This window comes from Mesorhizobium sp. M6A.T.Cr.TU.016.01.1.1 (genome assembly GCF_003952585.1).
GTDB classification, from domain to species: Bacteria; Pseudomonadota; Alphaproteobacteria; order Rhizobiales; family Rhizobiaceae; genus Mesorhizobium; species Mesorhizobium mediterraneum.
Genome location: NZ_CP034452.1, coordinates 5,911,753 through 5,924,510, shown reverse-complemented (window position 1 = coordinate 5,924,510; position 12,758 = coordinate 5,911,753). Strand labels below are relative to the sequence as shown.

At 59.0% G+C, this 12,758-nt stretch carries 13 protein-coding genes; 6 read left to right on the top strand and 7 right to left on the bottom strand.

Annotated features, from left to right (window positions below; translation table 11 throughout):
* Positions 1 to 23 precede the first annotated feature (23 nt).
* On the bottom strand, positions 24 to 1,172 hold the full coding sequence (locus EJ075_RS28600; protein WP_126106627.1) for a beta-glucosidase: 1,149 nt from the start codon (positions 1,170 to 1,172) through the stop codon (positions 24 to 26).
* 1,548 nt (positions 1,173 to 2,720) lie between these two features.
* Here EJ075_RS28600 and EJ075_RS28595 point away from each other — a divergent pair.
* Entirely contained in the window at positions 2,721 to 4,181 is a 1,461-nt protein-coding gene (locus EJ075_RS28595) for a hypothetical protein (RefSeq protein ID WP_206437519.1), read from the top strand.
* Positions 4,182 to 4,332: 151 nt separating this feature from the next.
* On the opposite strand, the gene EJ075_RS28590 is transcribed toward EJ075_RS28595, so the two are convergent.
* On the bottom strand, positions 4,333 to 5,604 hold the full coding sequence (locus EJ075_RS28590) for a YihY/virulence factor BrkB family protein (protein WP_245458039.1): 1,272 nt from the start codon (positions 5,602 to 5,604) through the stop codon (positions 4,333 to 4,335).
* A 935-nt stretch (positions 5,605 to 6,539) separates the two neighbouring features.
* Here EJ075_RS28590 and EJ075_RS28575 point away from each other — a divergent pair.
* From EJ075_RS28575 to EJ075_RS28560, 4 genes are all read left to right on the top strand, one after another.
* Positions 6,540 to 7,262, top strand: coding sequence for a Crp/Fnr family transcriptional regulator (locus EJ075_RS28575; protein ID WP_126106625.1), 723 nt, complete (start codon positions 6,540 to 6,542; stop codon positions 7,260 to 7,262).
* A 665-nt stretch (positions 7,263 to 7,927) separates the two neighbouring features.
* Complete coding sequence (locus EJ075_RS28570) at positions 7,928 to 8,596, top strand: hypothetical protein (protein WP_126106624.1); 669 nt, start codon at positions 7,928 to 7,930, stop codon at positions 8,594 to 8,596.
* Positions 8,593 to 8,988 carry a phage holin family protein gene (locus EJ075_RS28565; RefSeq protein ID WP_095486764.1) on the top strand — a complete coding sequence of 132 codons (396 nt, stop codon included), beginning with the start codon at positions 8,593 to 8,595 and terminating at the stop codon, positions 8,986 to 8,988. Before EJ075_RS28570 ends, EJ075_RS28565 begins: the two co-directional genes overlap by 4 nt.
* On the top strand, positions 8,985 to 9,863 hold the full coding sequence (locus EJ075_RS28560) for a hypothetical protein (RefSeq protein WP_126106623.1): 879 nt from the start codon (positions 8,985 to 8,987) through the stop codon (positions 9,861 to 9,863). The genes EJ075_RS28565 and EJ075_RS28560 overlap by 4 nt, the downstream gene beginning before the upstream one ends.
* Before the next feature lie 41 nt (positions 9,864 to 9,904).
* Here the strand turns inward: EJ075_RS28560 and EJ075_RS33875 are convergent, their stop codons facing one another.
* Entirely contained in the window at positions 9,905 to 10,024 is a 120-nt protein-coding gene (locus EJ075_RS33875) for a KTSC domain-containing protein (protein WP_245458038.1), read from the bottom strand.
* Positions 10,025 to 10,095: 71 nt separating this feature from the next.
* Here EJ075_RS33875 and EJ075_RS33870 point away from each other — a divergent pair, with 71 nt between their 5' ends.
* Complete coding sequence (locus tag EJ075_RS33870) at positions 10,096 to 10,260, top strand: YidB family protein (RefSeq protein WP_245458037.1); 165 nt, start codon at positions 10,096 to 10,098, stop codon at positions 10,258 to 10,260.
* 96 nt (positions 10,261 to 10,356) lie between these two features.
* Here EJ075_RS33870 and EJ075_RS28545 read toward each other — a convergent pair whose 3' ends face one another.
* From EJ075_RS28545 to EJ075_RS28530, 4 genes are all read right to left on the bottom strand, one after another.
* On the bottom strand, positions 10,357 to 10,578 hold the full coding sequence (locus tag EJ075_RS28545) for a hypothetical protein (protein WP_091591673.1): 222 nt from the start codon (positions 10,576 to 10,578) through the stop codon (positions 10,357 to 10,359).
* A 170-nt stretch (positions 10,579 to 10,748) separates the two neighbouring features.
* The gene (locus EJ075_RS28540; protein WP_245458036.1) at positions 10,749 to 10,976 is read right to left on the bottom strand and encodes a hypothetical protein; all 228 of its coding nucleotides are present in this window, start codon (positions 10,974 to 10,976) and stop codon (positions 10,749 to 10,751) included.
* A 194-nt stretch (positions 10,977 to 11,170) separates the two neighbouring features.
* Positions 11,171 to 11,797, bottom strand: a complete 627-nt coding sequence (locus EJ075_RS28535; protein ID WP_126106622.1) for a hypothetical protein — start codon at positions 11,795 to 11,797, stop codon at positions 11,171 to 11,173.
* Between the two features lie 610 nt (positions 11,798 to 12,407).
* Positions 12,408 to 12,647 (bottom strand): hypothetical protein, encoded by a 240-nt coding sequence (locus tag EJ075_RS28530; RefSeq protein WP_126106621.1) that lies wholly within the window; start codon positions 12,645 to 12,647, stop codon positions 12,408 to 12,410.
* Positions 12,648 to 12,758: the final 111 nt, after the last annotated feature.

Here is a 12,758-nt window from a genome sequence, read left to right as displayed (position 1 = left end):
GTGGCCCGCTCCTTCTTCGACCGCTACGAAACACCTGTCGCGAACAATCTGCGCTGGCGAGCCAATTCATCGGCAACCGGCTGGCGAAGACTGCGCGAACCGTCGGCATGAATCGTAGAGAACAAGCCGACTTCCGCGTGGCGCAAATTGTCCCAGCCGGGATACGCGGTCACCGGGTACAGACATATACCCTGAACCGGGGCACCACGGCTCATTGCGTCACGGACCTCATCGCAAACATAATGGAGCCATGCCGGCCGGCCTGATCCTTCAGCGCCTGTCTCGGCGATGAACATGGGCTTTCTGTAGCGCTCTGCGACTTCGACCAACATTTCGGAAAGCGCCCGATATTCGTGGTGGCCCATCGGTATCGTTGGGCCCTGAAAGTACCATTGGTTGTGCGGATAAAAGTTAAGTCCGATGACGTCGACACAGTCCTCGCTGCCGCCCAATTCAGGCTCGGCACGGCCCGTCAGCATGTCATAGGCTTCAAACTGGCCCTGACGAACATTTTCCGCGCGCCGCTGCTCGGCACGACTACGGTCACGGGGCCCAACATGAATTAGCGGTTCAGCCCATATGAACCGGCAATCAGGTTCGGCATCGCGCATCGCCTTGACGCCGGCAACCGCTGCCCTCACAAGCTGTCGCTTGAACCATCCCCGCTTCTTCGGCCCCACGCGTGGGAAATAGCCGACCTCTATCGCCCATGCGAAAAATGAGATCTCATTGATCGGGCACACCAGGGGAGCTACTCCCGTGACGGAGCGGTGGACCCGGACAGCTTCAGCGGCGAAGCGGACATAGGCTTCTGTAAAGTCTGGGGCGCCTTGGTCTACGTGATCTGGTGAGCCATAGTGGAAGATATCCCAGACGACCTGCACCCCCGCCGCGTGGGCTGCTTCGATCATTGAGATCCAACCCGACCAGTCGAAGACTCCTGGCGCTGTTTCAATCAGGTGCCAGCGCAAGCCGTCGCGGATCGTGCGAAGCCCAAGTGCAGCACAGCTGCGATAGTCGCCGAGAGCATGTTTGTCGTGTGCGGTTGCGCGAATCAAATCGAGGCGCACTCCGTCGCCGCGCCGATGCGAGGAACATTCGAAGCCAGCCATGAAGAAACTGGCAAACTCGGACGGATATTCGCCTGGCAGACGCGCCGGCTCGTTGCTCATACGTGCAACCCGTCGGCCAAGGCTCGCGCCAGCGCTCTCGCTAAGCGATCGGCCATTGCTAGTTTCGACCTCCACCACAATTTCATTCGGGCCGCCATCACGTCGCCTCTGAGTGGTACGGGTGCAAGCGTCGAATGTTGACCAAGCGAGCGTGAGTGGAGCCGAGTCCAGGTATTGTCGGTGAGCAGAGGTCGACCTCAGGATGACAGACTGGTGCTCTCAAGCCGAGCCTCGTTCATCGTCGTCGCGCTGCATGGTCTCTCCTAATGGAATCCGAGGAAGGAGAATATCGCTAGCAAGACAACGATACATCCGATGAGATGGCGCAATCTCCCCCACATTGCGTACCGAACTTGCCTGCGACCGTGAGGTTCCCCTTCGGCTGAAATATTTCTGGTTGGGCGGGCGACCCGCTAACTTACCATTTCTGCTCTTTATCCACGAAGCGACGCACGGCTATGATAATATATTGCAGGCGGCGCCCGCACTGAATCACCCCAAAAGAGCCCATCAGAAGGAACTGCTTTAGAGGCGCCGCACGTGCGGTCACGTCCCCGTTTCAATTGGTTGGTCGGCCGGTTCTTCTCGCTCGGCAATTTCCATCAAATATCCTGTGTTGCGCCCCGCACCGGGCCCAGTTCGGTGCGTTTCGTGCATGGGTCGCATCAAGGGTCTCGGACATGTGATCATTGCCTCCTCGCGTTCGGGGGGAAGTGGATGAGCATCGTCCAAAGGGTCAGTCCAGTTCTAGATCAGGCGATTGCCGCAATCCTCAATAGCGCGGACCAGGGAACACCGTCTGGATCAAAGCGGCAGTGAACCAAATTCGGCAGGCTGCGCCTGATTTGGTCGCGTCCAACGACGAGATAACCGAGGCTATCGGCGAGGCGGCTACTGCCCTGGGCCTGTTCGTGGCTTTCGATGAGCGCGAGTAGTATCCGTTTAATCGAGCGCGTACTCTGAGCGCCAGCTCTGAAGCGTCTATCCAATCAAATAATTAAGGTTATGGCAACGCTAGATAAAGACGTTTGTTCAGAGAGTTGATCATGTCGAGCTGCGCGATCTACTAGTTAGGAGCGCAATCAAACTCTGCCACCGAAGCTTGTCGTGTTAGCGAGGAGCTTCAGCAGCCGCTTGAGCGGCGAGAGCAGGAATTGCCTGACGAGACCCGCGGCTGCCCCAAGTTCCCCTTCATGGCTCTCCACTGATTCACCCCTCCGGTCTTCGTCAGGACCGACCGACTTGGATTCCCTAGGGGATCAACCACGTCAAGGGAGCCTTTGAGCAACTCATGAACTGCCCAAGAAGGTGCCTAAGTGGAAGAAAGCGGTCCAGTCCTGCATAGATGCATTTGGGACCGGATGATCCCACCAGGAGGTGCGTCAGGCCTTCGAGGCTGCCGCTAAGATTCCTTCGCTCCGACTAGGGCAGCAGGGCATCCTTGTACCGCAAAATGGGACGAAAGGATCCATTGGCCTGCCAAGCCCGGCGAAACATTTTGCCACCGCGGCAGTTATACTGCTCCGCGGACGAAAATTCGAGCATACCTTGAACGATACTAGATTGGCGATACCGCTGGTCGGCGAAGTAGAAGACTCTGCGCCGAGATCGGCTGCGGGCCTGCCTTGGATCAAGGTGGCTGGTTCCTATTTCGTCACCGAGGACGGCGAGTCATGGACACCGATCGGGCAGAATGATGCGGTAAGCTGGCCCGAACTCAATGGCCTGTTCCGGCGCGCCGATATGGCCGGCGTGGAAGATCATCTCCGTTGGTTGAAGGAAAGCGGCGTCACCTGCCTCAGGCTGATGCTGGAATATGCCCAGGTTCGCCACCGCTATTTCGAGAAGCCGCAGGGCCGCTTCGTGCCGGCGATGGTGCAACTGTGGGACGACCTCTTCCGTCTTTGCGAAAAACAGGGTTTGAGAATCCTGCTCACCCCCTTCGATACGTTCTGGCACTGGCGCCATTGGCGCCACCACCCCTACAACCGCAATAACGGAGGCGTGCTGGACCACCCGTCGCGATTCCTGGTCTGCACCGATACACGCCGCGCGATCAAGGCGAGGCTGGAATTCGTGGTTCGCAGATGGAGCGGCAGCGGAGCCCTCTTCGCATGGGACCTCTGGAACGAGATCCATCCCGAGCAGGCTCAGGGCAGCGCGGACGGCTTCGGCGCCTTCATCCATGATCTCAGCGATTTTGTGCGCCGCCTGGAAACGTCACTTTACGGCCGCTATCACCCGCAGACCGTCTCGCTGTTCGGACCTGAGCTTCGCTGGCGGTCCCACATGCCGCTGCCCGAGCCGATCTTCCGCCACACCGACCTCGATTTCGCCTCCCTCCATCTCTACGAGGAGGGCACGATCGACGACCCCAGTGACACGGTGGCGCCGGCGCTCGGCATGGCGCGGATCGTGGGAAAGGCGCTTGGCGAAATCCGTGACGGCCGCCCTTTTCTCGATTCCGAGCACGGCCCGATCCACTCGTTCAAGGACAAGAAGATCACGCTCCCCGAACCTTTCGACGATGAATATTTCCGCCATTTGCAATGGGCTCACCTGGCGGCGGGGGGCGCCGGTGGCGGCATGCGGTGGCCGAACCGCACCCCGCACGTGCTCACCCCCGGCATGCGGCGGGCGCAGCGTTCGCTGGCCGATTTCCTGCCTTTGATCGACTGGGTTTCGTTCCGGCGTGCCCATCTCGGCGACCAGATGCGGGTTTCCGGTCCCGACGGCGCGGCTGTCGCCTGCGGCGACGATTCCCAGGCAGTGGTCTGGCTGGTTCGCCGCGACACGATCGGGCGAAACGGTATGCTTCGTGCCGGCGCTGTGCCGGTTCCGGCCGCCTTGGAGCTGCCCGGGTTGGCTCGCGGCACCTATCGCGTCATCGCCTGGGATACCAACGCCGGCAGGCAAACAGCGGAATGGCAAGCGAATTCGGACGGCTGGCTGAAGCTTGATGTGCCGCCGTTCTCCGCCGATGTCGCGCTTGCCATCCGCGGGGTCTGAGCAGGATGGGGACTGCGCCTGAAGGTATTCATACGCTCGCGATCTGACTTGCCATAGCCCGTGATGAGCCGTCCTTGCAAACTCGTCGCCAATGCTGATGTCAGTGATTGCGCCAAGCGAAGTTGCGCGGAGATTCCAAGTGATCTGCGCGCTAAGTGTTGTGCTCGCCCGAACGCGACTGCTGGTCGGCGGCATCGGCCGATCCGCCCAGCGTGTCGGCGACCGTGGCACCTCGCGCACCCATCGGCTGCTGCGCACCTGTGGTGGTGTCCTTGGCGGTCTGATGCTCCATCTCGGCATTCAGCTCCGCGCCCACAATCAGGACAATCACGGAGATCCAGGTCCACATCATCAAGCCGATGACTGCCCCCAGGGCTCCATACGTCGCGTTGTAGTCGGCGAAGTTTTCAAGGTAATAGGAGAATCCTATCGAGACTGCGATCCAGACCACAGCCGCGAGGAAGGCGCCCCATGTTGCCCATTGCCACTTTGCCCTTTCGCGGCTGGGGCCGTAGCGATAGATCAGCATAAGCCCGAGGCCGACCATGATCAGCATCATCGGCCACCGAAAGATCCGCACAAGGGCTTCGGTCCAGCCGCCGAGGTTCAGCAGCGCAAGCATGGCCGGCACGATCCCCACCGAGACGATAAACCCAACACCGATGAGGATGGCGCCAAGTGTGAAGCCCAAGGCCAGGAGATTCAGATGGATAAAGCCGCGCTTTTCACTCTCCTCGTAGGCGATGTTCATGGCTTCGAATAGCGTCTTGATGCCGTTGCTGGCGCTCCACAGTGCGACGGCAAGGCCGAAGATGAAGCCGAAGCTGAGCGCGCCAGTGTCCTGGGCGGCCAAGGACCTAAGCTGTGATCTGATAACGTCCAAACCGCCCGAAGGAAGTACGCCGCCAAGGAACGAAATGTGCTCAGCGATGGTCTGAGGATCGGCGACAAAACCGTAGATGGACACGAACGCGGCGAGCGCGGGAAAGAGGGCAAGGAGCAGATAGAATGCGGCCCCGGCCGCGATCAGCATAACACGGTCCTCCTTTACTTCAGCAAAGACCCGCCACAGCACGTCTTTCCAGCCACGGCTGGGAATCTGTGACGGCCATTCGGCATTGCGTCCGCGGCCCTCCCGTTCGGCCCGCCGCTCAAGTTGCACTTGGTTTTCGTAAGCGTCGTCGGTTGTTTTCTTCGACATTCTGCCGGCCCGGAGCATCTTCTTCGCGGGGCAAACGTGTAATAGCGCCAAAGGATGCAGGTGCAGACCTGCGCTCACAAATAAACATCCGCCGACTGCAGAAACACTGCGCCATTCCCATGCGACGAGTTGATTTAATAGCAACACTGCCCTGCCCACGACCCTCAATGGCTTGTTCGAGCGACCAATGAGAATACGCCAGCTTTCCAGCATGTCGGCCATTCGCGGCAGTCGGCTGACTGCGTTTTAACTTAGCGCGGCCGGCCGGCGCGGATTATGGCATGGGCGATCGCGAGCTGCGCCTCTCTCGGCGCGTCCAGCCGGCCTCTAGCATGCAATCGACCATCGCTTGAAAGCCAGGCTCCATCGCCTCCTGACAGTTGAAGCTGGGCGACATCGCGGACCCTGCACATGGCTAATTACCCGAACTCACCCCAGGCAATTACTCGTGCAGACGCAACTCAAAACTTGCGGCTCATAACGATCTGCGAGCGGTAGCTGTCGAACTTGGCCTCGTGAATCCAGTCGTCACCTTGGGGCGGCTTGGCTACCAGGTAGGCATCGGCGGAATGAACTTGAGCCGGCCGGCGCGGCACTCACAGGTTTGCCCACCTGATCGAGTCTGGGTCGGCGGTATATATTAGCTAGACGGAACATAACGTGATTCTAATGGAAGGCGGCAACAAATGTTGCTGATCCGCGTTGCGCTTGATCTGAAGGCCAGCCAGGGAGGAAATCAAAATGGCCGACGACAAGTGCAATAGAGGTTCTGGGGCGGAAACGCGTCGCGGGTGACGAAAAATATGAGTTCTGCTATTTCGCCACTAAGTTCGGCCTCTCAATACCGCAGGATCCGCGACCTTTTGGCAAGCACGGTAATGGTCGCGAGACCCTGTGTCGGGAGGCTGGGAGGCTCGGAACGCCGTGACTCAAAAAAAGAACGATTCTCGAACAATGACCAACCTTTCACAACTAGGGCCGCCCATTACAGGCAAGCTACATAGCGAAGAGGTCGAGCATGAGAGCGATCATTTCTATCTGGGTTCGAGAGGCGGCAAAGTTGTAGATGCTCGGGACCTGCGGCAGGTCATCTGGCACGACCAGCCGAGGCACGAGTCGCTGGAACTCAATTCCTGATCTAGTCAAAAGGGGCCGCGATGTTCGGCAAAGACCTCTTGGTTCGCATGCTCGACCGCCGCGACACCCTGCCGCCAGACGAGATCGCGCTTATTGAGGCTCTTCCGGTCCGGCCGGTAACTTTCAGACCCGATGAAGAGGTCGTCAGGGAGGGTTCCCGCCCGGCCGAAAGCTGTCTTGTCGCGAATGGTTTCGCAGTTCGAAACCAGGCTATTCGGGATAAGCGTCAAATAACGGCAATTCACGTGCCGGGAGACTTTGTCGATCTGCATAGTTTACTGCTAAAAGTGATGGATCACAGCGTGAGCGCCCTGGGCTCGTGCGATGTAGTTTTCATTCGACACAAAGACCTGCTCGCAGCAATGGGTGAAAGTCCACATCTCACCCGGATGCTCTGGCTTTCAACCACTATCGATGCCTCGATCCAACGAACTTGGATAACCTGCCTCGGGCGTCGCTCCGCCAAACAGCATCTCGCACATGTAATTTGCGAGTTGTATGTCCGCTTAGAAATAGTTGGATTGGCCTCTGACCAGACGTTCGCGATTCCACTGACGCAAGCGGAATTGGGCGACGTGCTTGGGTTATCAGTAGTTCACGTGAATCGGACGCTACAGGAACTTCGAGCGAGCGACCTGCTTAGCTGGAAAGACAGGAGGATTGTTATCCTGGATTTCCAGCGATTGGCGTTGCTGGCCGACTTTGATGCGACCTACCTAAATCTCTTTCATGAACCGCGGTGACCGCCTCGGCCGGGACGCGCCAGCGCGCCAATGCGGCATCAAGATTTCTTGCCAATTAAACAATGTGAATGAGCCCTCGCTCCGGATCGATTACTGCTTGGTTCAATAGGCACAGATGACGACCAAGAAGGATTGCACATGCGTGACCTCGAAAACCTCATCGAACAGTATGTAAATATTCGGAGGCGGCGCCATAGTTTCATATCGACGGGGCTCGCCGTTAAGGCGCTCAAACAGATTGTTCCGGCATGTTCGATCTCTGATTCCGACCTAGCGAACATGATTGCTGACCGTGCAATAGACTACAACCTTCCGGGCGCTTTGATCTTAATGCGAGCTAGGCGTGGTGCTTCATTATACTAGCATACTAGCCTGACCATAAGCCCTTGAAGCCCATGCGCAGAGGCGCGGACCAATGTCCGCACGGCCGCCTGGGTCCGCGTCTTGGCACACGGCGTGTGCGAACTTCCCAAAGAGAGTTCACCAAGTTCACCGATTAGTGCGCTGTTGCTAATTTAGCCTGAAGTGATGGAACCTGTTGGCCGCAGGCAAGTTCGTTAGCCAGTGGAGGAGATTGCCACCATGAACAGTGTCATTTATCTCATCGGCCTTGTCGTTGTCGTGCTTGCGATCCTCTCCTTCCTCGGATTCCATTAGGAGATACCATGCAGCGCGAAGACGATCAGGGCCGTAAGCCGGCCGATTTCGAAACAGCCAAAAGCGAACTGTCCGAACGGTTCCAGCAGGAAACGCAGACCGCGACAGAGGCGCTACATGACGCTCGCGATGAACTCACCAGGAAGGCGGGCGATTACGCTTCGGAAGCGAAGCAGGAATTATTCAACAAGGCCGAGGGAACACAGCGCGATATCAGCTCCAACCTAAAAGCTTTTAGCGGAGCGTTGCGAGCGGCAAGCGAGCATCTGGCCAATAATGATCAACGGACCGCTTCGAAGCTCACCCTTGATGCCGCCGGCGGACTTGAACGCCTTTCATCTTCGTTGAAGGACAAACCATTCGAAGATGTTCTTGGCGAGATGCGGTCGTTCGGCCGCGAAAACTCAGGGGCGCTGATCGCCGGTTCAGTATTGGCAGGCTTGGCGCTGGGACGGTTTATCAAGAGCTCGCCGCCCACTGCCCCGACCGAAACACAGACACGATCGCAAACAGGCGCGGGTTCAGAAACGGTTTCGAACTCGGATGAGAACGGAACGCGGTCGGCAGACGCATCTGAAGCGACGCCGCCCCGTTTCAACCAGCCAAGAGACGACAGGGCCGGCGATGACTTGGCCGGCGACGACTGGGCTGGCGCAAGCCTGGAGCAGAACCCATGACCAACAATCAGGAAAGTCGCGGCCTCGCAACCCTCGTCAGCGATCTGGCACAGCAGGTCACAACCCTGCTTCAAACCGAAAGTAGGCTGTTGCGGGCCGAAATTTCGGAAAAAATTAGCAAGGCCGGCGCAGGCGCCGCCGAGGTTCTGGGCGGCGCGATATGCCTTCTCGCGGCCTTGATAGTGCTTTTGCAAGCACTCGTAATCGCCCTGGCGAGTGCCGGCTTGGGAGCGGGATGGTCCTCGCTGCTGGTCGGGATCGTCGTCGCGATACTGGGAATCATTCTCTTGCGCTCTGGCACGAAAAGCATGGCTCCTTCCGAGCTGACGCCCGATCGCACACAAGACCAACTCAAGCGCGACGCGCGCGTGATCAAGGATCAAATCAGATGAGCGACAAATCCGCAGCCGAGCTTGAACGCGATGCCGACATCGCCCGGGCGAAAGTAGCAGACACCGCCGATTCGATCCGCAGCAAGATGACACCGGGTCAATTGATCGACGAATTTACCGGAATGTTCGCCGGCGAAGGATCCGCCATGCTTGGCAACCTCAAGTCGCAAGTCAGGGACAACCCGTTGCCGCTGACGTTGATTGGAGCCGGCCTGGCCTGGCTGATGCTCGGCAACGGCACGTCAGCGTCTAGTTCAGCTGCCGCCGCTTATCGGACAGGAACGGCTCCTGACGCTTTCTCCGACCTGCGCGGCGATGAATTCAGCCAGGGCAACGAAGGGTCCGGAATCGGGGCGATGATCTCCGATACCGCCGGTTCGGTTACATCAGCTGCAAGCGGCGCGGCCGAAGCTGCAACAAATGCTGTGACGGGTGCCAAGGAGAGGATGACAACAACCGCCGGCCAGCTCGGCTCAAGCGCCAGCGAGACAGCGGCTCGGACGCGCCAATCGGCACAGGACCTCTTCGAGCGCGAACCGCTGGCTATCGCCGCAGTCGGCCTTGCGCTGGGCACTGCTATCGGGGTGATGCTGCCCCACACAGCCACAGAGGACGAGCAACTTGGCGCCTACCGCGACAAAATTCGCGACAGTGCGGAGGAGGTTCTCGAAACGGGCCTGGAGCAAGCAAAGCAAGTTGCCGCCGAGGCCTACGAAACGGTCAAGGAAGAGGCCGACCGGCAAGGCTCGGGTGGAGATGCCGAAACGCTAGCAGGCAAGGTCGGCAAAGTTCTGGAATCGACCGCAAAGCGAACCGAGGAAGCCATTCGCGATCGTTTGCCGGGGTCGTCGGACGAGTCTTCTACCACCTCATAGCGTCGCCACCAGCCTGAATGACGGGCGTGGTCCATAGGACGTCATCCGGCATCATCGCCGGTCGCAACCACACGATACCGGAAGTGATTGCGGATGTGGTCGTTGAAATAGCGGCCCTTGGCAAAGGCGGCTTTGAACGCGGCGAAGGTATCCGGCGGCACTTCCTCAAATTGGTAGCATTTACCGCCCCGTTCAGCGCGACCAGCTCGAGAAAGCGATCGACCCGCAAACGTTGAGCGATCTCGCTGAGCAAACCGGATTGTCCCGCGACGAACTTCTCGACCGGCTCACAAGAGAACTGCCCGACGCGGTGGACAAGCTTACTCCCGACGGCCAGATGCCTGTGAGCAATGGTCCGAATCTCCTCGACGAGGTACCAGAACCTAGTCGCACCTAGCGCGAAAAACGCCCGCGCCCCCAGGGAGAGGTCGCGGGCTGATCGGAGGGGAGACCATACCCCCCGGCTGCCCTTCATGTCGACGGGCCGGATGGTTCAACCCGTGCGAACTCCGTCAGCGCTGGTGGGATCGATCTTCGTCAACCGCGATCTGGCCTCAATTACGCGCTGTTGCGCAGCCCGTATCCTGCTGCACAGCGCGATATTGATGCCGACACCGCAGTCATCATCCAGCATCTCGTTCGCACGTTCAAGGGAGCGCTCGGCCCGATTAAGCCGCTGTCGGGCTCGCGCCAGTTCCATATCTAAAAGTTCCATTATTCCGAATCCATTGCGGTCCCTTCGATTGGTAAACCGCTCGTGGTCGCCGTTGGTTCCGGCTGTTCGCGAGCGTGCAGCCCAGACGTTGATGTGGTTGGCACAGTTCTGGAGCGAGAGTGGTGGCGCCGGTGGCCTGAAGGTCGCGACGAATGAAACGCCGGCCCAGTTCAACCCGCGCGACGTCCTTCAAAGCTGGGGGGATCGATCTTCACCAAGCGGTCTGCGGCCTCGACCGCAGTTCGTAGCCTGTTGCGCAGCGCGAGGTTCTCGGCCAGCATTGCTTCAGTGCGTTGAAGCGCGAGCTCGGTCCGGTGGATGCGCTGCCTGGCATTGGCAACTTCCGATGTCAAAATGTCGACCACTGTCCCGTGGCCCTGGGGTTCCAAAGTGTCCATGGATTTCTAACACATGGGGGCCGATATCGTTCCCTAGCCAGTGACAAGTGCACTTCGGCCTGCTTCGCCGGCCGCTGCGATTGCGGGGCGATCGGCAACGACGTCCTGCAGAAGAGCCGGACGTTCACATCCCCCTCATGATGAAGGACAGCGCTCCTTCGCAACCGGCGAGTAGCATCGCGACTAGTTCCCAGTTAATCCGGTAGATCATCGATCGTCTGCCGACATATCCGCGCCATTGCCTGGACAACCGCCAAGGCTGCCATTGTGCGTTTGGTCCTGCCTCCGTTGCGATAGTTGCCGTTCCGCTTGCCTTCAGGTGCGCCACCGCCCGCACCATGCATGCGACAGACTACGCTGCCCCTCACCGCTGGCGGCCGACACTGGCAACCTGTCCGCTTCGATCGAGCATGACACCGAGGCGCTAGGTTCATGAGGTTGACGTTATTTTTTTCCGTCACCCTGCCCCCATGCGAGACGTTGCCGACAATAGCTTGGCCGCCTTCGTTCACCGTGACGTGCTTCACCGTGACGTGCTGCTGGCCGCCCGTGCGGTATTTCTTTAGGGCTTCCACCTGGGCCGCGAATGTCCTGGTGAGCTTGTTGAAAGCACGTTCGGCGCTGTCTTGCTGCGGGATAGTTTCGCAGTGAGCAAGGCGGCGGGCGAACGTCATTGTCGCCATACGCACCGCAGCCATCTGCGATGCCAGCATAGCTTCGATCTGATCCTGCGGTTCAATGCCTTTCACAATCGAGGCAACGAAGGCCGTGCCCTTATCGTCTGGCGTTTTACCGTGGCTGCCGACACACGCATGGCCCACAAATCCAGCTCGGTTCAGATAGGAGTAACTAAGAGGCTGCCGCGATACAAGGACAGTGTTTCAACAATTGCGGTTCGTACGCAATTAAGCCCAGACACGTATCGGGCAGCAAGTCTTCAGCCGCCCACACAACAGGAAGCAAACAATGAAAACTCGATACATGACCCAATAACTCCGCGTGACAGCCTGGTGCCAGGTCAGCTTGTCGATATGGCCCCACGGGGCATCGGGCCAATCAGGCTGGCCGAAGAACATCTGAACGATGGCATAAACACGCTGTTAACGTCGTTGGCAGCTGACAGGATGTCGGCCACAGTACGAAAGTGTACTGTGCCGCCCGATGTCAGTCGAGGAGGCGGAAATGAATTTGCTTCGGACGGCGCTTTTTTGCACGGCCTTGATCGCCTTGGCAATGCCGGCCGTTCGCGCAGAGGATCAGCCTGTTCCGCCAAACGGCGAAGCAGCGCCTGAGCAGCCGCCAGTTCATTGCGAGGGGCAAAACTGCCTCCCACCAGCCGACGACCCTGTCGAGGAATGCAAGGGGCAAGATTGCACGCCGGCTCCGCCGGTTGACCCAGGTCCGCAGATTGAACAGGTCGACTGAACAGCATCAGCCGAACACCCCGACTACGAAGGTGATCGCGGATCCGTGGAGAAGGTTGGATTTCAGGTCCTCTCCCTCCGCCAGAGCGCCGCCGGCCGGAGGCGTCCAGGTCGGCCATTCCGCCATGCGGCCGACGCGCACGATTCCGGCCCATCGTGGCTGACCATGCGGCTTGCGTGGCTGAAGATTTGCGGAACGCTGGAAACGCGGTTTTGCAGCAGTGGCCTTCTTTTCATCGACCAGCAAGAAGTGCTTCCGTCCTCGCGTCGGGACTGAGATCGAATGCGACGGAGTTCTCATCCTCGTCACCTTCCGACTTGTCGCGCTCAGGTGACGTTGAGACATAGCCTCTCTGCG